Annotated in this window: 18 protein-coding genes; 3 read left to right on the top strand and 15 right to left on the bottom strand. The window is 64.3% G+C overall.

All coding sequences use genetic code 11. From position 1 onward, the window contains the following. Window positions 1-149: 149 nt before the first annotated feature. Window positions 150-2,057: a propionyl-CoA synthetase gene (locus tag AC04SI_RS01310; RefSeq protein ID WP_404275043.1), complete on the bottom strand. Its 1,908-nt coding sequence runs from the start codon at window positions 2,055-2,057 to the stop codon at window positions 150-152. Between the two features lie 801 nt (window positions 2,058-2,858). Between AC04SI_RS01310 and AC04SI_RS01315 the strand changes: the two genes are divergently transcribed. Genes AC04SI_RS01315 through AC04SI_RS01325 form a run of 3 tightly spaced genes read left to right on the top strand, consistent with a single transcriptional unit; the run spans window position 2,859 to window position 4,554 of the window. Beyond that, window positions 2,859-3,146 carry a PqqD family protein gene (locus AC04SI_RS01315; RefSeq protein ID WP_404275045.1) on the top strand — a complete coding sequence of 96 codons (288 nt, stop codon included), beginning with the start codon at window positions 2,859-2,861 and terminating at the stop codon, window positions 3,144-3,146. Continuing rightward, a complete protein-coding gene (locus AC04SI_RS01320; protein ID WP_404275046.1) occupies window positions 3,146-3,571 on the top strand; it encodes a lasso peptide biosynthesis B2 protein in 426 nt (141 codons plus the stop codon). Before AC04SI_RS01315 ends, AC04SI_RS01320 begins: the two co-directional genes overlap by 1 nt. Then, on the top strand, window positions 3,568-4,554 hold the full coding sequence (locus AC04SI_RS01325) for a phosphoenolpyruvate carboxykinase (ATP) (protein ID WP_404275048.1): 987 nt from the start codon (window positions 3,568-3,570) through the stop codon (window positions 4,552-4,554). Before AC04SI_RS01320 ends, AC04SI_RS01325 begins: the two co-directional genes overlap by 4 nt. A gap of 22 nt (window positions 4,555-4,576) precedes the next feature. Here AC04SI_RS01325 and AC04SI_RS01330 read toward each other — a convergent pair whose 3' ends face one another. From AC04SI_RS01330 to AC04SI_RS01395, 14 genes are all read right to left on the bottom strand, one after another. Next, window positions 4,577-5,602 carry a nucleotidyltransferase family protein gene (locus tag AC04SI_RS01330; RefSeq protein WP_404275049.1) on the bottom strand — a complete coding sequence of 342 codons (1,026 nt, stop codon included), beginning with the start codon at window positions 5,600-5,602 and terminating at the stop codon, window positions 4,577-4,579. Window positions 5,603-5,677: 75 nt separating this feature from the next. Then, entirely contained in the window at window positions 5,678-6,664 is a 987-nt protein-coding gene (dhaK, locus tag AC04SI_RS01335; protein ID WP_404275051.1) for a dihydroxyacetone kinase subunit DhaK, read from the bottom strand. A 33-nt stretch (window positions 6,665-6,697) separates the two neighbouring features. Further along, window positions 6,698-7,129: a hypothetical protein gene (locus tag AC04SI_RS01340; protein WP_404275053.1), complete on the bottom strand. Its 432-nt coding sequence runs from the start codon at window positions 7,127-7,129 to the stop codon at window positions 6,698-6,700. 8 nt (window positions 7,130-7,137) lie between these two features. Further along, window positions 7,138-8,724 (bottom strand): phosphoenolpyruvate--protein phosphotransferase, encoded by a 1,587-nt coding sequence (gene ptsP / locus AC04SI_RS01345; RefSeq protein WP_488473819.1) that lies wholly within the window; start codon window positions 8,722-8,724, stop codon window positions 7,138-7,140. Next, entirely contained in the window at window positions 8,708-9,010 is a 303-nt protein-coding gene (locus tag AC04SI_RS01350) for an HPr family phosphocarrier protein (protein WP_006206913.1), read from the bottom strand. Before AC04SI_RS01350 ends, ptsP begins: the two co-directional genes overlap by 17 nt. Before the next feature lie 21 nt (window positions 9,011-9,031). Beyond that, window positions 9,032-9,421 (bottom strand): dihydroxyacetone kinase phosphoryl donor subunit DhaM, encoded by a 390-nt coding sequence (gene dhaM / locus AC04SI_RS01355; protein ID WP_404275057.1) that lies wholly within the window; start codon window positions 9,419-9,421, stop codon window positions 9,032-9,034. Continuing rightward, window positions 9,418-10,020 carry a dihydroxyacetone kinase subunit DhaL gene (gene dhaL / locus AC04SI_RS01360; RefSeq protein WP_488473891.1) on the bottom strand — a complete coding sequence of 201 codons (603 nt, stop codon included), beginning with the start codon at window positions 10,018-10,020 and terminating at the stop codon, window positions 9,418-9,420. The genes dhaM and dhaL overlap by 4 nt, the downstream gene beginning before the upstream one ends. A gap of 76 nt (window positions 10,021-10,096) precedes the next feature. Continuing rightward, entirely contained in the window at window positions 10,097-11,740 is a 1,644-nt protein-coding gene (locus AC04SI_RS01365; protein WP_488473820.1) for a dihydroxyacetone kinase subunit DhaK, read from the bottom strand. Window positions 11,741-11,821: 81 nt separating this feature from the next. Beyond that, window positions 11,822-12,835, bottom strand: coding sequence for an ABC transporter ATP-binding protein (locus AC04SI_RS01370; protein ID WP_404275061.1), 1,014 nt, complete (start codon window positions 12,833-12,835; stop codon window positions 11,822-11,824). Then, window positions 12,828-13,940, bottom strand: a complete 1,113-nt coding sequence (locus AC04SI_RS01375; protein ID WP_488473821.1) for an ABC transporter ATP-binding protein — start codon at window positions 13,938-13,940, stop codon at window positions 12,828-12,830. Before AC04SI_RS01375 ends, AC04SI_RS01370 begins: the two co-directional genes overlap by 8 nt. 3 nt (window positions 13,941-13,943) lie before the next feature. Further along, window positions 13,944-14,150 (bottom strand): hypothetical protein, encoded by a 207-nt coding sequence (locus AC04SI_RS01380; RefSeq protein ID WP_404275064.1) that lies wholly within the window; start codon window positions 14,148-14,150, stop codon window positions 13,944-13,946. Then, on the bottom strand, window positions 14,147-15,097 hold the full coding sequence (locus AC04SI_RS01385) for a carbohydrate ABC transporter permease (protein WP_120012003.1): 951 nt from the start codon (window positions 15,095-15,097) through the stop codon (window positions 14,147-14,149). Before AC04SI_RS01385 ends, AC04SI_RS01380 begins: the two co-directional genes overlap by 4 nt. Continuing rightward, window positions 15,094-16,041, bottom strand: a complete 948-nt coding sequence (locus AC04SI_RS01390; RefSeq protein WP_404275365.1) for a carbohydrate ABC transporter permease — start codon at window positions 16,039-16,041, stop codon at window positions 15,094-15,096. The genes AC04SI_RS01385 and AC04SI_RS01390 overlap by 4 nt, the downstream gene beginning before the upstream one ends. Before the next feature lie 108 nt (window positions 16,042-16,149). Beyond that, the gene (locus tag AC04SI_RS01395) at window positions 16,150-17,481 is read right to left on the bottom strand and encodes an ABC transporter substrate-binding protein (protein WP_404275066.1); all 1,332 of its coding nucleotides are present in this window, start codon (window positions 17,479-17,481) and stop codon (window positions 16,150-16,152) included. Between the last annotated feature and the right edge of the window lie 243 nt (window positions 17,482-17,724).

Here is a 17,724-nt window from a genome sequence, read left to right on the forward strand (position 1 = left end):
AGGGTGGATTGCTGCATTGCACAACAGAAGATTGGGCACTGCGGCAATCGCTACGGGTTGGCGCTGCATGAGGGGCAGCACCGACTTCGACAATGGCCAGCACAATTGGCGAGCCATCATCCATCTCAAGGGACTGTTCCAGGCGGTTGCTAAGCCCCTATGCCGCGTCCCTTCAGCGCCACCATGATCTCATCGAGGATAGCCGGGTCGTCGATGGTCGCCGGCATCGTCCATTCTTCCTTGTCGGCAATCTTCTGCATCGTGCCGCGCAGGATCTTGCCGGAACGCGTCTTGGGCAGGCGCTTGATCGTCACCACCGTCTTGAAGGCAGCGACCGGGCCGATCCGTTCGCGCACCAGGGAGACGACCTCGCTCTCGATGGCGCCGGTATCGCGCGAAACACCGGCGTTGAGCACGACGAAACCAAGCGGAACCTGGCCCTTCATCTGATCGGCGATGCCGATGACGGCGCATTCGGCAACGTCCGGATGCGCTGAAAGCACCTCTTCCATGGCGCCGGTCGACAGCCGGTGGCCGGCGACGTTGATGATGTCGTCGGTGCGGGCCATGACGAACAGATAGCCGTCCTCGTCCATCATGCCGGCGTCGGCCGTCTTGTAGAAGCCGGGGAATTCTTCGAGATAAGCCTGCCGGAACCGGGCGTCGGCATTCCATAGCGTCGGCAGGCAACCGGCCGGCAGCGGCAGCTTGACCACGACATTGCCCAGCGTGCCGCGTGACACCTCATGCCCGGCATCGTCGAGCACGCGGATGTCGTAGCCCGGCATCGGCACGCCGGGCGAGCCGTATTTCACCGGCAGCAGCCCGAGCCCGGCCGGGTTGATGGTCATCGGCGAGCCGGTCTCGGTCTGCCACCAATGGTCGATCACCGGTACGTTCAGTTTCTGCTCCGCCCATTTGATGGTTTCCGGGTCGGCGCGTTCGCCGGCGAGGAACAGCGTGCGGAATTTCGACAGATCGTACTTCGGCACGAATTCGCCCTTGGGGTCTTGCCCCTTGATGGCGCGGAAGGCGGTCGGCGCGGTGAACAGGGCGACCACGCCATGCTCGGCGATGACCCGCCAATAGGTGCCGGCATCCGGCGTGCCGATCGGTTTGCCCTCGAACAGGACGCTGGTCGAGCCATGCAGAAGCGGGCCGTAGACGATGTAGGAATGGCCGACCACCCAGCCGACATCGGATGCCGCCCAGAACACCTCGCCCGGCTTCACGCCGAACTCGTTTTCCATCGTCCATTTCAGCGCGACCATGTGGCCGCCATTGTCGCGCACGATGCCCTTCGGCTGGCCGGTCGTGCCTGACGTGTAGATGATGTAGAGCGGGTCGGTGGCAAGCACCGGGACGCAATCGACATTGGCGCCCGCCGCGCGCTCGCGGGCAACGGCGTCGGCATAGTCGATGTCGTAATGGTCCTTCAGTTCGCAGCGCAGCTGCTCGCGCTGCAGGATCAGGCAGGCGTCCGGCTTGTGCCGGGAGAGCTCGATCGCGGTGTCGAGCAGCGGCTTGTAGGCGACGGTGCGCCCCGGCTCCAGGCCGCAGGAGGCCGAAATAATCAGCTTCGGCCGGGCGTCGTCGATGCGGGTGGCAAGTTCGTGCGAGGCAAAGCCACCGAAGACCACCGAATGCACGGCGCCGATGCGCGCGCAGGCAAGCATGGCGAAGGCCGCTTCCGGCACCATCGGCATGTAGATGATGACGCGGTCGCCCTTACCGATGCCGCGGTTCTTGAGCACCGACGTCAGCGCGACCACTTCGCGCTTCAGTTCGGCATAGGTGAACTTTTTGACCGTGCCGGTGATGGCGCTGTCGTGGATCAGTGCGATCTGGTCGGCGCGGCCACCCCCGACGTGACGGTCGACGGCATTGAAGCAGGTGTTGCAGGTGGCGCCATTGAACCAGCGGCCATAGACGCCGGCTTTCGCATCGAAGACGCTGTCAGGGGGCGAATACCAGTCGATCGCCTTGGCCGCCTCGGCCCAGAATTGTTCCGGGTCGCGTTTCCAGCTTTCGTAGACTTCATGGTAGCGTGACGCCATCCAACTTCCTCCCAGGAAAATTTGCCGTCTTGCATTAGCCTATGCCGTTTTTCGAAACCATGTCTTCCCGGAATTTCGTCGATGCCTGCTCTCGCCTTGGGGTGGGATATCCGGCACCATGGCTTCGGGGATCGCGGTGCCGCGACCAAGGACGTCGGCACCGCCGCTGCTGCTCGGTGATAGCCCACGGCAAGCCGGCCGTGCTTGCCGTGCTCGTACAACGTTTCAGCCAGGGGTTTGAAGGACGCGACCGCCGCTTGATCGCCGACACCGGAGCCGGACCGGTCTTGCGTTAGGCTGCCCACAGCGCTCATGCACCCCGAAGGGGGCATCCGCGCCGGTCGATGGATATCTGTTATTTTAGAGCGGCAATGCCGCCAGCATCAGGCCGACGCCGCCGGCTATTAATATCGCCGCCGCCAGCGCCTTCCGATGACGTTCGAACGTTGTCGGAGCCCGTTCCCAATTGTAACGCATACTAACTCCCTAATCCCCGGCGGCTTTTTAGCTTACCTTGGGGAACAAAATCAACTCTCTGCCCGTATCGCTTCGCCGGCTTGACAAGGCCCGCCACTGATCGGCACTTAAGATCATCGATGAATTCGGGGGTTCCAATGAAGAAAACTTACGAAAAGCCTGTGTTGAGCAAGCGCGAGAAACTGTCGAACGTGGCGGCTACGGTTGTCAGCAGGTAGCCGACGCAAAAAGCCGCTTCAGCGATAGAAGCGGCCCGACGATAGACAGCACCGCGCTGCCGCGCTAATTGCTCTCCAGCTAACGTACATGGTCTGGGGAGGGCCCATGGTCGAAATCGCTTCTGAAATGGTTCTGCGGCTGGCGGACGACGCCTCGGTGCAGCATGTCGGCGACGGCGCCGTCGTACTTCTGGCGCGCAGCGGCCAACTCTATACCTGCAACGGCACCACCGAAGCCTTTCTGGACAAGGTCGACGGCGCGCGCAGCCTAGACCAGATCGTCGATCTGCTGTCTGACGAGTTCGAGGTCGACAGGGATATGCTCGATCAGGACATGGCGGCCCTGGCCGCCGAACTGGTGACGGAAGGTATCCTCGCCGATCCGGGGGCGTGATGGCTGACGGCCCGTTCTTGCGCGCGCTGTTTCGCGCCCATCTATGGGCCAGCGCGCGGTTGATGCCGATGCTGATCGGCCAGCGCGATTTCGAGACCGTGCTGAAATGGGCGCCGCTCAGCGCGCCGACCCCCTATCTCGGCCTGCCCTCCGCCTACATCGTCGCCAGCGTCAACCGGACGGTCAGGCATCCCTGGCTGATGCGCGACCGCAGGTGTCTGCGGGAAGGCCTGCTTGCCCATCGCTTCCTGCGCCTTGCCGGCTTCGACCCGGATCTGCGCTTCGGCGTCGACCCGAAGTCGATGCATGCGCCGCGCATGTCGGCGCATTGCTGGGTCTGCCTCGACGACCGTCCGGTAGTCAGCGACAGCCTGCCCGGCATGGTGGAGATCTATCGTCACCACGCCGAGGGCAAAACCGCTTGAGCGGCCCGACCGCAGATGCCTGCTATGCCCTTGACGGACAGGTCATCGGCGTCTCGGCCGAACGCGCCGAGCTGTGGCGGGAGTTGGACCGCATGCTCGGCACCTTGCGCGCCACCGGCCCGGTCGAGCCGGGTTTTCGCGTCAACGTCCTCGAGACACTTTCACTGCCCGAGACGCTGGCCGGGACACTCGCCTTCGACGGCGAGGTGCCCGAGGACGGCCACTGCCGCATGGTCGACGGCGGCGACATCGTCCATCTGATCTTCCCCGGCCGCCAGACTGTCTCGATCCATGCCGGCGAGCGTCGGGCCGAAATCCGCGTCCGCCCGGATGCCAAGATTGCCTGGACGCTGTGGATGCTGGTGCTCGATGCCGCGCTTGATGCCGGCGGCCAGCATATGCTGCACACGGCCGGCCTGACGCTGCCTGACAGCGATGCCCTGGTTCTCATCCATGCGCCCAGCGGCACAGGCAAGACGACCACGTCGCTCGCCCTGGCGTCGCAAGGCTTCGGCCTCTGCTCCGACGATGCCATGATCCTGAATGTGGCGTCGGACAAGGCCGTCGCCTGGGGCCTGCCGCGCCATGTGAAGATCCACCGCAAGACGGCCGAGCTGGTCCCGCTCGTCTCACCCTGCCTCGGTCTCTCCTGGGACCGCAATGGCGAACAGGCCGTTTCGCTGGAGCACCTCGGCAAGATCATCCGCGTCGAGGGCCCCGGTGCCCGGCCGGTCGCCGCACTCCTCCATCTCGCGCGCTCGGCCGATGGCCAGAGCCGGCTCGAGGCCATGGCCAGGACCGACGCCATGGTGGCGCTGGCCGCCGACAATGTCAGGACCGGCATGACCGGCCTGCTGCCGCTGCAGAAGCGCCGGCTGGCGACGATCGCCAGGCTGGTCTCGACAGTTCCGACCTTTGCCCTGGAGGTGGGCGCACAGCCAGCCGACGCGGCGTCCTTGATCCGCTCGGCGTTAGCCGGCTGACGGCCGGATCGGCCTGCTCGGGTCAGGTGCGATATGGCCTTGGCTTGGCCAATCTCTGGACCCAGCGGAAAGCATCGCGCCGCAGGCGCGAACGCATCCTGTCCCTGGAGTTGACGCCGAGCAGCGTATCCCGGGTGATCAGCCATCTGGCGAGCCGGATGCCGAGATCGGGCCTGATCCGGCTGGCGAGTTCGAGCGCGCGGGGCGCGTCGAACAGCCGGCCGGTCACATCGAGGACGGTCGCCAGTTCAAGCTCGATCCCGGTCATGCGCGCCGCCTCCAGCAGGCGCGCTTCCTCATCTGGCGTTTGCAGCGCCCGCACGCCTTGCAGGACATCCACGCAAAGCTGCAGCCGGTGGAATTTGTGCCCGCCCGAAGCGTGGACGATGGCGATTGTGAGCAGGGCGGCCGGCGTGTCGGCCTCGTCGCCGTCAATCGCGCGCAATTCCTTGAATCCCAGCGACAGCCGCCGCCGCATGCCGGAATCATGCACCAGATTTCCATGCAGCTCGATCAGCAGGCTCGAATTCTCCTTCTCCAGCCATTTGAACTCCTGCAGATCTTGCGACTGGACTTCGCCGCTGCAGAGCCGGAAACCAGACGCCGCGATCACCCCGTTGGCGTCGTTGAGACGGGCCGGCTCGACCAGGATGTCGATATCGGTAAAGGGGCGGTCGGCGACGTGCCGGTACAGCTTTCGCGCAAAGACCGGACCCTTGACGATCCGCGCCGGGATCTTGTCCGCGGCAAGCGCCTTCATGATGCGGTCGCCATGGTACTGCAGCAGCATCGACTGTCCCGTGACCAACGTCGACTTCTGGCGCAGATCGGATAGCGTCTCCTGCAAGCCGGCATCCCGAGGCAGATGTGCGTCGCCGCCTTCCCTCAGCTTGCGCAGCATGATCGGCAGCACGCCGTGGAATTCGGCATTGGCGAACAGGGCCAAAAGGGTAGTGGCCGCGACGCCTCGGTCCCAGGCCGCAGGTGCCTCGGGATCGGCGAAAGTCAGCAGCAGTTTTTCATCGGCGGGCGAAAGGGATGGGAGCATCAACCGGGCAGCTTGGCGAATTCGCAGTCAGTTCGGCGCAATGGTCGCAGAAAAGCCCTAGCGAAGCCAGCGCCGCTACATTCCCCAGCGCAGCGCAGCCGTATGCACGGGCGCGTCCCACAACGCGGTCATCTCGTCGTCGAGCATGGTCAGCGTGATCGAGCAGCCGGCCATGTCGAGCGACGTCACATAGGACCCGACCAGCGAGCGGGTCACAGTCACCCCGTGCTTCTCGAAAATCGCCCGGGCGCTGTTGTACATCAGATAGAGCTCCATCAGCGGCGTACCGCCGAAGCCGTTGACGAACAGCAGTGCCGGGCCTTTAGCCTGGTCGCCGAGATCGCCCAAAATCGCGGTACAAATCTCCTCGGCAATGGCATCGGCGCTCTTCAAGGCATCGCGCCGCCTGCCGGGCTCGCCATGAATGCCGACCCCGAATTCCATCTCGCCGTCGCCGATATCGAAAGTCGGCTTACCGGCCGCCGGCACCGTGCAACTGGTCAGGGCCACGCCCATCGAACGCGTCGCGCCATTGACGCGCTCGCCCAGCGCCTTCAGCGCTTCCAGCCCAATGCCTTGCTCTGCTGCCGCACCGACGATCTTCTCGACCACCAGCGTGCCGGCGACCCCGCGCCGGCCTGTTGTGTAGGACGAGTTCTCGACCGCGACATCGTCATTGGTCACCACCTGCATGACGCCATCAGACATTTCGGCCGCCATGTCGAAATTCATCATGTCGCCTTCGTAGTTCTTGACGATGAACAGGCAGCCGGCGCCGGTGTCGACGGCCTGCGCCGCCGCCAGCATCTGGTCCGGCGTCGGCGAGGTGAACACCTGGCCGGGGCAGGCGGCGTCCAGCATGCCGTGCCCGACCAGCCCGCCATGCAGCGGCTCGTGGCCCGAGCCGCCGCCAGAGATCAGCCCCACCTTGCCGGGCTTCAGCACCTTGCGGCGGACGAACTTGTGCTCCTCGCCCAGCACCAGGATGTCGGCATGGGCGGCGACGAAGCCATCGAGGCTTTCGGTCAGCATCGTGTCCACCGAATTCAGGAATTTCTTCATGGTGTCCTCCCGACACGCTTTTGCTTAAGACGATCAGCCGCTGCCCTTGCCGGCGATGCTGGTGATCTTCTGGATGAAATCGTTGATTGCCCGGTCGAGCGCGGCGTTCTGCTTGTCGTCGCCGAAATCGGGAACGATCAGCGAGACATGCCGCGTCTTGCGCAGACCGGACGCCACCGACATCTTGCCCGGATGCGCCTGGTGATAGGCGGTGAGAAACTGGTCACGCTCGGCCTGGCTGAAGTGGCAGACGGAAAAGATAGAAGGCAAATGTTTTGACGGGATTGGGATCGAATAGGCCGGGCTGGAGATCTGGGTGACGAAGCTGCGATGCTTGCCGAGCGCGTCGGCAAGGCGCTGGCGCATGCCGGACGGGCGCTGGTCGATGACATGCGACAGGATCGTCTTGTAGGCGCGGATCGAGTCTTCCGACCCTGGTTCAGGAATCTTGACGGTCGTGGCCATGTCGGCGCCTAAACCGGAGCGTCCGCGATGGCCGCCTTGGCCATGGCGAGTTGGGCAGGCGCCACCGAGAGGTCGCGCAGGCCGGCTTCGAGCAGCGCCGGGATCGAAGCCGGATCGCCGCCGGCATCGCCGCACAGGCTGACCGGTATTTTTTGCTCTTCGCCGAAGGCGGTGACGGAGGCGATCAGCCGGAGAACGGCTGGATGTCGGACCGAGTTAAGATGAGCGACGGCAGTGTTGTCTCGCGCGGCCGCCATCACATATTGCGTCAGATCGTTGGAGCCGATCGAGAAGAAGGCGACATCGGCGAATGCCTCCGGCGCGATCGCCACCGACGGCACCTCGACCATGATGCCGAGCGGCGGCATTTTCTGCGCGAAGCCGCGCGCGGCAAGCCCGGCCTGCTCCTCGGTGAACAGGACTGCGGCGCGTGCATATTCGTCAGCGACGGCAATCATCGGAAACATCACCTTCAGATTGCCGTGGACGGCGGCGCGCAGCAATGCCCGGATCTGCACGCGGAGGACTTCGGGCCGCGCCAGCGACAGCCTGATGCCGCGCAGGCCGAGGAACGGATTGGCTTCCGCGACCGTGAAGCCCGGCACCGGCTTGTCGCCGCCGGCATCGACGGTGCGGATGGTCACCGGCTTCTTGCCGGCCCATTCCAGCACCTTGCGATAGGCGCGATACTGTGTCTCCTCGTCCGGCAATGTCTTGCCGAACAGGAACTCGGTGCGCATCAACCCGATGCCGTCGCAGGTCGCGATATCGATGCCGTCGACATCGGACGGATCGGCGATGTTGACCTGCACCTGTACCCTTGTGCCGGCCTTCGTCACCGCCGGCTTCGCCAGATAGGTTTCCGCCTTGTCGCGGCGTGCCGCGAAGGACGATGACGAACGCCGGAACGTCTCGATCTCGGCCGGCGACGGCGAAAGCACGATGCCGCCATGCTCGGCATCGAGCAGGGCAACGCCAATGGGATTAGCCGGCGCAACGCCCAGCCCAACCACCATCGGCACGCCACGCGAGCGCGCCAGCATGGCGACATGGCTGGCGGCACTCCCGGCCTTCAGCGCGATGCCGCCTCCAGAACTCCAGTCGGTTTCGAGAAACCGCGTCGGCGCGAGGTCCTCGCCGTAGAAGATGGCGCCGGCCGGTGCCGTGCTCTCATCGTCCTCGCTCAAGGCGCGCAGCACCTGGTCCCTGATATCGCGCAGGTCGGCGGCGCGCGCCCGGAAATAGTCCTGATCCGATGTTTCGTAACCGGCGATTTCGGCATCGAGCGCTCGTAGCCATGCCGCATCGGCGGGTTGACCGGAGGCAATCGCCGCAAAAGCCGGGCTGCTCAGCGCGTCGTCCTCCAGCATGGCGATCTGGAATTCGAGGATGCCGGCGGCCTCGCTGTCGGCGGTCTCGATCAGACCGCCAAGCCGCCCCGTCGCGATGCCGATTGCGGTCTCCAGCGCGGCCTTTTCATCAGCGACGGTCGCCTTGACCGTGTAATGCGTGGCGGCGCGGTCGAGACTGAACAGCGGCCCCTCGGCGTAGCCGGCCGAGGCCGAAATGCCTTGCAGCCTAAGCGGTTCGGGCATGGTCCGCGCCCTCGTCGAAATCACGCCGCACCAGCTCGACCAGCGCCCCGACCGCTTCGCCGGCGCCGTCCCCTTTGGCGCGGATATGCAACAGCGTGCCTTTCGGCGCCTTGGCCGCCATGACCTTGACGATGCTCTTGGCGTCGAACCAGGGCCCGTTGGCGGCGAGCGCCACCTCGACCTCGGCCGCAAACGTCTTGGCGAGCTTGGTGAACTTCACCGAAGGGCGCGCGTGCAGACCGACCGCGTGGGTGATCAGGACGGTGGCTTCGGCGGATGCGGACATGCTGTCAAAATTCCCGTTCGTTCACGCCGGCGACAATTCATGCGCCGTCGCCACAACTTCCTTGAGCGAGGCGCCGCCGGACGCCTCGGTCGCCGCCATCACGGCGCCTTCGACGATCGGTGCGTTGCAGACGATGATCTTCTGCGCGCGTGGCTCGCCGATCATCTCCACCGCCATCTCCGAGTTGGTCTCGGCGCCGCCGAGATCGACGAGGATCGCCACACCCGCCTCCGACCAGGCCTTTTCGATGGCGCCCATGATCGCCTCGACGCTGGTTCCCAGCCCGCCATGGCCGTTTCCGCCGCACCATGCAAGCGGCACTTCGTCGCCGACCATCTGGCGCACCATGTCCGCAGTGCCTTCGGCGACCAGCGGCGAATGCGATACGATGACGATGCCGACATTGCTCATGCGTGCCTCTCGATTGTTTCGGCCACCGCCCGTACTAGCAGTGCTGTCGAGCGGGCGCCGGCGTCCATATGGCCGATCGAGCGTTCGCCGAGGAACGACGCGCGCCCGCGCAAGGCCTTCATCGGCACCGTGGCCTGCGCAGCCCTGTCGGCGACGGCGACGATCTCGGTTGCCGTCTTTCCCTCGGCCAGCGCCTCATGCACGGGCTGCAGTACGTCGAGCATGGTTTTTTGTCCGGTGTGCGACTTGCCGCGCGCGGCCACGGCTTCGATGGCCTTGCCGAAGGCGATTGTCAGTCCGGCACGGTCCGCTTCCGCGGAAATCTCCTTGCCCAGCGCCATGAAGAGCGTGCCGAACAGCGGGCCGGAAGCCCCGCCGACGGTCATCACCAGCTTGGTGCCGATCGCCTTCAGCGCCTCCGGCAGCGGCTTTGCCGCGAAAGTGTCAGCCTCGGCACGCACCGCCTCGAAGCCGCGCTTCATGTTCAGCCCATGATCGCCGTCGCCGATCGCCTGGTCGAGCGCGGTCAGTTCGTCGGCATGTGCCGCGATCGTATCCGCCACTGCCGCGATCAACCTTGAAAGATCCGACGCCGCCATTGCCACCATGCTCCCGGCTCCTGCTCTGTCGGCAGTGTGGAAACCCGTGCTCGACATGTGCAGCATCGCCTTCCTGTCAGGCCGCCGCAAGCAAGGTGGCCGCGGCCGCGAAGACTTCGGCCACGGCACAGGCGCCGGGGTCGACGACACCGTAGAGCTGGCTGCCGACATAGGCGGACCGCCCGGCCTTGGCCTTGCGCATGGCGGCAGTGGCCTCGGCACCCCGTTGCGCCGCCGCCGCCGCGTCCTCCAGGCCGCCGGTGTCGAGCGCTTTCAGGGCGGGCTCCAGGGCATCGATCATGGTGCGGTCGCCTGGCCTGGCGCCGCCGTAGAAGATCATCCGGTCAAGGCCGGCAAGCAGCGCCTTGCTCACGCTGGCGCCACCCTCCAGCGCCTGCGCCGCGGCGGTGAAGAAGATCGACAGCAGGACCCCGCTGGAGCCGCCCATAGACTTGCTCAGAATATCGCCGACCTCGCCAAGGGTTGCTGCAGGGTCGGCAAGCGGCAGGGTGCCAAGTCGGTCGAGCACGCTCCGCGCGCCGGTCGCCACCGTCGAGCCGGTGTCACCGTCGCCCGTCTTGGCGTCCAGCGCGTTCAACGTCGCTTCGAGCGAGATCAACCGTTCGCAGATGGCAACGACAAGGCGCTCGGTATGCGCGTCCTTGCTGGCTATTCTTGCCGCGTGCCGGCCAGATGCACTTGTCACCGGCACGATCGCCGGCGCACGGACGGCTCGTGCCGGCATCCAGGCGTGCGGCGCCACCGGCGTCCGCAGGCCCGCCTCGCGTTCCGCATCGAGCTGGATCAGCGACAGGGAAAAACCGTTCATGTTGAGCGCCGTCATCAGCGACCCCGGTCCGATGGTAAGCGTGACGCGCGCCGCCAACGGCGAGGCAAGCACGGCGTTGGCGACAAGCGCCATCTCGAGCGGCGGCACGGAACCGAGGTTGTTGATCAGCAACGCATAGTCGGCTGCCGGATCGAGCCGTGCGGCGATACGTTCCACCATGATCGCAACCAGTTTCTCGGCACTCTGGACGGCAATGCGTTCGAGGCCCGGCTCGCCATGAATGCCGAGGCCAAGCTCGCCATCGCCGGCCCCCAGCCTTTCCTCATGCGGCTGTCCGGGGATCGAGCAGGACGAGAGCGAGATGCCGAGTGAAACGATATCGGCGGCCGCCGCGCGCGCCGCAGCCGCGACCGCCGCCAGGTCATGGCCGGTCTCCGACAGATGCCCGGCGATCTTGTGCACGAACAGCGTGCCGGCAACACCGCGCGGCTGGGCGATGTCGGGCAGCGCGATGTCGTCGGCGACGATCACCATCTCGACGCGAAAGCCTTCGGCGCGCGCCTTTTCGGCGGCCAGGCCGAAATTGAGGCGATCGCCGGTATAGTTCTTGACGATGAGCAGGCAGCCGGCAGGGCCGGTAACGGCGCGAATGGCCGCCAGCACGGCTTCCACGCTCGGCGAGGCGAAGATCTCACCCGAAACCGCGGCCGTCAGCATGCCCTTGCCGACAAAGCCGGCATGCGAGGGTTCATGGCCGGCGCCGCCGCCTGAGACGACGCTCACCTTCGTCTTGTCCCAGTCGGCGCGCAGGATGACCTTGATCTCGGGATAGCCGTCGAGCCGTGCCAGGTCGCCGGCGCCGATTGTCCTCAGCAAACCGTCCAGCGCTTCGGTGACGATCGAGTCCCTGCGGTTGAAAAAGTGCTTCATCGAATTCGTCCCGTCCGTGCCGCGTCAGTCAATCAGAAATCCGGCGTTGCAAAGTTCCGGATGGAGAACACTTCGAATCGTTCACATCAGCCTCTGCCCGTCCGCGCCGAAATAAAGCGGCGCGCGGTAGCGGATCGTGACCTTGTCGCCTTTCGCCAGCGGCGTGTCGGGGTCGGTCAGCGTCACCAGTTTCTTGGCCCCGACCGTCACGTGCAGATGGTTCTGGTCGCCCAGATGCTCGACCCAGTCGACGATGCCGTCGGCATGGCCATTCGCCGCCTTGGCGATCGAAAGATGCTCGGTGCGGGCGCCGATGGTCTTGGTTCCGTCCGGGGCGCCGCCGTCGGGCAGCAACCCCGCCGGCAACAGATTGATCGCCGGCTGGCCAAGCCGTGCCGCGACATGGAGGTTTGCCGGCTCCGAATATATCGTGCGCGGCGTACCGATCTGCACCAGCACCCCATCGGCGAGGATGCCGATGCGGTCGGCCATGGTCATCGCCTCGATCTGGTCGTGCGTGACGTAGAGCATGGTGGCGCCGAGCTCGGCCTGGATGCGCTTCAGCTCGAGCCGGAGATCGCCGCGTAGCTTGGCGTCGAGCGACGACAGTGGCTCGTCCATCAAATAGATCGCCGGCTTGCGCACCAGCGCCCGGCCGATCGCGACGCGCTGCATCTCGCCACCTGACAGTTTCGTCGAGCGGTTGGAGAGCTTGTGGTGGATGCGCACCATCTTCGCCACGTCTTCGACACGGCGGCGGATCTGGTCTTCCGGCATCTTTCGTGCCGGCGAACGCAGCGGGAAGGCCAGGTTGTCGTAGACCGACAGGTGCGGATAGAGCGAATATTGCTGGAAGACGAAGGCGGTGTCGCGCTCGGCCGGCGACAGCGCGGTGGCATCGTGGCCACCGATGTGGATCGTGCCGGCATCCGGCCGTTCCAGCCCGGCGATCAGGCGCAGCGTCGTCGTCTTACCGGCGCCGGTCGGCCCGAGCAGCACGACGAATTCACCGTCGGCGATATGCAGGTCGAGACCGCTGACAGCGACCTGCTCGCCGAAGTTCTTGCTCACATTTCTGATGTGCACGTCAGCCATGCTGCGCTCTCCCCTGGGAGGCTGAGTCATGGATCGCGGTTCTGACCGCGCGTCCTGACCCCTTGTCGAACAGCGACAGCCGTGCGCTGTTCAGCGAAAGGCCGACATGGTCGCCGGCGGCGAGCCGGATTTCTGCCGGTACCCGTGCCTTGATGATGCCGTCCGCCGTCTCCACCGCGACGATCTGCGTGGTGCCGAGATATTCGGTGCCGTAGATGGCGCCGCGCAGCTTTGAGGCATCGTCGAAGCGGATGTGTTCGGGACGAATGCCGAGCGCCATGTCGGCGGGGGCGATATCCTCGCGCACCTCCGGCACCGCCACCTTGGCGCCTTGCACGACGATCTCCTTCGCACCTTTTGCCAGTCCGCCGCCAAATCCCAAAAAATTCATTGGCGGCGAGCCAATGAAATCGGCAACGAACATGGTCGCGGGACGGTCGTAGATCTCGCGCGGCGTGCCGAACTGCTCGATGACGCCATGGTTCATCACCGCGATCTTGTCGGCCATCGACATGGCTTCCATCTGGTCGTGCGTGACATAGACCGTGGTGGCATGGATGCGGTTGTGCAACTCGCGCAATTCATGGACCATCAAATCGCGGAATTTGGTGTCCAAAGTGCCGAGCGGCTCGTCCATAAGGAAGCATTTTGGCCGCCGCACGATCGCGCGGCCGAGCGCGACCCGCTGGCGGTCGCCACCGGCCAGGCCGGACACCGACTTGTTGAGCAGATGGTCGATGCGCAGCAGCTTTGCCGTCTCTTCCACCCGCTGGCGGATTTCGGCCGACGGCATGCCTTGCGCGAGCAGCGGGAAGCCGATGTTCTTGCGCACGTTCATATGCGGATAGAGCGCGAACAGCTGGAACACGAAGGCGATGTCGCGCTCGCGGGCCCGGCGCATGGTAACGTCCTCGCCGCCGAGCAGGATGTTGCCGCCTGTCGGCAACTCCAGCCCGGCGATCATGCGCAATGTTGTCGTCTTGCCGCAGCCCGACGGTCCGAGCATGACGAAGAACTCGCCATCCTCGACGACGAAGCTGGAATCCTGCACGGCGACGAAATCGCCAAAGGCCTTTCTCAGGTTCTGGACGCGGATCTCGGCCATCGTCTACTCCGGGAACTTCGAGACGACGATGAACATCGCCGTGCCGAAAAGCATGGTGATGAAGGAATAGGTGTAGAGCGACAGCGCGAAGGGCTGGAACAGCATCAGGAAACCGATGGCAATGATCGCCGTGGCGATATTTTCCATCAGCCCGCGCCTGGCCCAGCGCGGCCAGCGCGATTTGCGTTTCGTCGGTTGGGTCATGCTCATTTGCGCACCGCGCCGAAGGTGATGCCGCGCAGCAATTGCTTGCGGAGCAGGATGGTGAAGACCAGGATCGGCACCAGGAAGATCGTCGTGCCGGCCGCCACCGCCGGCCAGTCCTGGCCGCCTTCGCCGATGATGGTCGGGATGAAGGGTGGTGCCGTCTGCGCCGTGCCCGAGGTCAACAGTGCTGCGAACGCATATTCGTTCCAGGCGAAGATCAGGCAGAAGATGGCGGTCGCCGCGATACCGGTCGTCGCCTGCGGCAAAACCGTGCGCCAGAAAGCCTGCAGCCGCGTATAGCCGTCGATCATCGCCGCTTCCTCATACTCACGCGGGATCTCGTCGATGAAGCCCTTCAGCAGCCACACCGCCAGCGACACGTTGACCGCCGTGTAGAGCAGGATCATGCCGAGCGCGGTGTCGGAGAGGCCAAGCTCGCGGTACATCAGGTAGATCGGGATGGCGACCGCGATCGGCGGCATCATGCGCGTCGACAGGATGAAGAACAGAAGGTCGTCGGCCAAAGGCACCTTGAAGCGCGAGAAGCCATAGGCCGACAGCGTGCCGAGGAACACCGCGCAGAAGGTCGAGCCGAAGGCGATGATCAGCGAATTGACGAAGCGCGGCAGGAAGTTCGACGGGCCGGCGATCACCATGTTGCGCTTGCGCACCGTCTCGTCGCAGAAGCCGGTCGCCGGCCCCAGCGAGTTGATGTATTCCGGCGTCTGCCTCGTGCGGGTCGTGAACAAATTGCAATAGCCCTCGATGCTAGGCTGGAACACGACCTTCGGCGGATAGGCGATCGAGTCCGGCGGCGTCTTGAAGCTGGTGGCGAATATCCACAGCAGCGGCACAATCGAGATCAGCGCATAGGCAACGATGATCGTGCCGGCGATGAGCTTCGCGTTTGCGGAAGGTGCGACGACGGAATGGGCGGTGGTCAGGCTCATCTCTGCTTCACCTTGTTCAGCGCCTTGACGTAGATGTTGGCCAGCCCGAACACCGCGACGAACAGGATGATGGCGAAGGCCGAGGAATAGCCGGTGCGCCAGCTTTCGAAGGCCTGCCGCTTCAGCGTGATAGAGGCGACTTCCGTGGTCGAGCCCGGCCCGCCGCCGGTCAAAAGATTGACCATGTCGAACATCTTGAAATTCTCGATGCCGCGAAACAGCACCGCCAGCATGATGAAGGGCAGCGCCATCGGCAGCGTGATCGACCAGAACTGCCGCCAGTTGGAGGCGCGGTCGACCTCGGCCGCCTCATAGATGTATTCGGGGATCGAGCGCAGCCCGGCGAGGCAGATCAGCATCACGTAGGGCGTCCACATCCAGGTGTCGACGATGATGATCGACCACGGCGCCAGCGAGACATTGGAGAGCATCTGGATATCCGTTGGCGAAATGCCCGACACGAACGAGATGGCATAGGCGAACAGGCCGATCTGCGGCTCGTAGAGGAAGCGCCAGAAATTGCCGACCACCGCCGGCGACAGCATCATCGGCACCAGGATGATGGTCGTCCAGAAGGCGTGGCCGCGGAATTTGCGGTCGATCAGCCAGGCCAGCGTGAAGCCGATCAGCGTCTGCAAAAGGATGGTCCAGAACACGAAATGCGCCGTGGTCTGCATGGCGATCCAGATGTCCTGGTCGCCGAGGATGCGCTTGTAATTGGAGAGACCCAGATTCTTCACCACCTCGTTCGGCCGGTTGGCCCGGTAGTTGGTGAAGGACAGATAGATCGCCCAGAACAACGGGAAGATGTTGATGGCGAGCAGCAGAAGGATCGTCGGCGAGATGAACAGCCAGGCGAGGCCTTTGTCGCTGATGCCCCGGACCCGGCGGGCCAACGGCTCAGGCGTGGCCCGGGCAACGCTGTCCGCAGTCCGATTGAGCATGGTGAGTCCTGCTTCGGTCACTTTACGTCTCGACAATGGAATTTATCTGAACTGCGTCCCGTGCCAAGGGCGGCACGGGACGCTCGGGTCGAGCTCGGGAGGAGCCGTTCACATTTTGCCGTCGTCCTGGAACACCTGCGTCCAGTCCTTGACCAGGCCGTCGAGCGCGTCCTTGGCCGAACCCTGACCGGCGACGACATAGTCGTGGAAGCGCTTCTGCGAGGCCTGCAGCAGCGGCGCGTAGCTCGGCTCGGCCCAGAAGTCCTTCACGATGGCCATCGAGTCGAGGAAGGTCTGCGCATAGGGCTGGCTGGCCGGGAAGTTCGGGTCTTTCACGACCGCGTTGAGGCAGGAAAAGCCGCCAAGCGACCACCATTTGGCCTGTACGTCCTTGTTGGCGAACCACTTGATGTATTTCAGCGCCGATTCCTGCTTGTCGGAATAGGAGACAACCGAGATGCCCTGGCCGCCGAGCTGGGCGAACTGGTCGCCGTCGGGGCCCTTGGGATTGGCGAAGTAGCCGATCTTGTCGCCACCGACATTCTCGTCCTTCTGCAGGCCCGGCCAGGTGAAGGCGAAGTTCATGTGCATCGCCACCTGGCCGGATTTGAAGGCATCGACGCCTTCGCCCATGTAGCTGTTGGAAGCGCCGGGCGGGGTGCAGCAATCATAGAGCGCCTTGTAGAACTCCAGGCCTTTCACCGATTTCTCGGAATTGACGAAGCCGTCCATTTCGTAGGGCTTGTCGGGGTTCTCGTATTTGAAGCCGAAGCTGTAGAGCACGTCCATGGCGCCCATGGTGATGCCTTCCGAGCCGCGCTCGGTATAGATCGAGGCGCCGTACACCGTCTTGCCGTCGATCTCGCGCTTCTGGAAGAACTCGGCGATCTGCTTCAGCTGGTCGAAGGTCGTCGGAGCGGCGAGATCCCAGCCATACTTCTCCTTGAATTCCTTCTGCAGTTCCGGCTTCGAGAACCAGTCCTTGCGGTAGGTCCAGCCGACGACGTCGCCCATGGCCGGCAGCGCCCAGTAGTTCGGCGAATTCTTCGGCCATTCCGAATAGCCGACCACGGTCGCCGGCACGAAGTCGTCCATGCTGATCTTCTCCTTGTCGAAGAAGTCGTTCAGCTTGACATAGTGGCCGTTCTCGGCCGCGCCGCCGATCCACTGGCTGTCGCCGATGATCAGGTCGCACAGCTTGCCCTTCGAATTGAGCTCGTTGAGGAAGCGGTCGGCGTAGTTGGTCCATGGCACGAATTCGAACTTCATGCCGATGCCGGTTTCCTTGGTAAAATCCTTGGACAGTTCCACAAGTGCGTTGGCCGGGTCCCAGGCTGCCCAGCAAAGCGTCAGGTCTTCCGCATGCGCGACGTTCGAGACGGCTGTCGACGCAAGCATCGCCGAGGCCAGACCCAACGTCAGTTTCAAGGTCGATTTCATGCCTTCCTCCCATTTGCGAAACACGTCCGGATGACGGTTTCAAGAGCCCGCTAACCCCTCCTCCGGGGCCTAAACATGGCGGCGCGATGGCGCGGCGGATGTTTAGTAATTTGTTTAGTAATGCTGTTTTTACTAAACAAGGCAAGCGAATTCGTTGCTGCATCGCAGCATGGTTTGCGAGGGCTTTGAGCTGGCTAAGAAAATTCCGGGAGGATGGTGGCTGTCAGGGTGCCCGACGTGCCG

The organism is Mesorhizobium sp. CNPSo 4689, from assembly GCF_057784325.1.

Bases quoted from the DNA above. Each gene is read 5' to 3' on its own strand.
- AC04SI_RS01310 (WP_404275043.1), bottom strand. From the start codon at position 2,057: ATGGCGTCACGCTACCATGAAGTCTACGAAAGCTGGAAACGCGACCCG.
- AC04SI_RS01315 (WP_404275045.1), top strand. From the start codon at position 2,859: ATGGTCGAAATCGCTTCTGAAATGGTTCTGCGGCTGGCGGACGACGCC.
- AC04SI_RS01320 (WP_404275046.1), top strand. From the start codon at position 3,146: ATGGCTGACGGCCCGTTCTTGCGCGCGCTGTTTCGCGCCCATCTATGG.
- AC04SI_RS01330 (WP_404275049.1), bottom strand. From the start codon at position 5,602: ATGCTCCCATCCCTTTCGCCCGCCGATGAAAAACTGCTGCTGACTTTC.
- dhaK (WP_404275051.1), bottom strand. From the start codon at position 6,664: ATGAAGAAATTCCTGAATTCGGTGGACACGATGCTGACCGAAAGCCTC.
- AC04SI_RS01340 (WP_404275053.1), bottom strand. From the start codon at position 7,129: ATGGCCACGACCGTCAAGATTCCTGAACCAGGGTCGGAAGACTCGATC.
- ptsP (WP_488473819.1), bottom strand. From the start codon at position 8,724: ATGCCCGAACCGCTTAGGCTGCAAGGCATTTCGGCCTCGGCCGGCTAC.
- AC04SI_RS01350 (WP_006206913.1), bottom strand. From the start codon at position 9,010: ATGTCCGCATCCGCCGAAGCCACCGTCCTGATCACCCACGCGGTCGGT.
- dhaM (WP_404275057.1), bottom strand. From the start codon at position 9,421: ATGAGCAATGTCGGCATCGTCATCGTATCGCATTCGCCGCTGGTCGCC.
- dhaL (WP_488473891.1), bottom strand. From the start codon at position 10,020: ATGGCGGCGTCGGATCTTTCAAGGTTGATCGCGGCAGTGGCGGATACG.
- AC04SI_RS01365 (WP_488473820.1), bottom strand. From the start codon at position 11,740: ATGAAGCACTTTTTCAACCGCAGGGACTCGATCGTCACCGAAGCGCTG.
- AC04SI_RS01370 (WP_404275061.1), bottom strand. From the start codon at position 12,835: ATGGCTGACGTGCACATCAGAAATGTGAGCAAGAACTTCGGCGAGCAG.
- AC04SI_RS01375 (WP_488473821.1), bottom strand. From the start codon at position 13,940: ATGGCCGAGATCCGCGTCCAGAACCTGAGAAAGGCCTTTGGCGATTTC.
- AC04SI_RS01380 (WP_404275064.1), bottom strand. From the start codon at position 14,150: ATGAGCATGACCCAACCGACGAAACGCAAATCGCGCTGGCCGCGCTGG.
- AC04SI_RS01385 (WP_120012003.1), bottom strand. From the start codon at position 15,097: ATGAGCCTGACCACCGCCCATTCCGTCGTCGCACCTTCCGCAAACGCG.
- AC04SI_RS01390 (WP_404275365.1), bottom strand. From the start codon at position 16,041: ATGCTCAATCGGACTGCGGACAGCGTTGCCCGGGCCACGCCTGAGCCG.
- AC04SI_RS01395 (WP_404275066.1), bottom strand. From the start codon at position 17,481: ATGAAATCGACCTTGAAACTGACGTTGGGTCTGGCCTCGGCGATGCTT.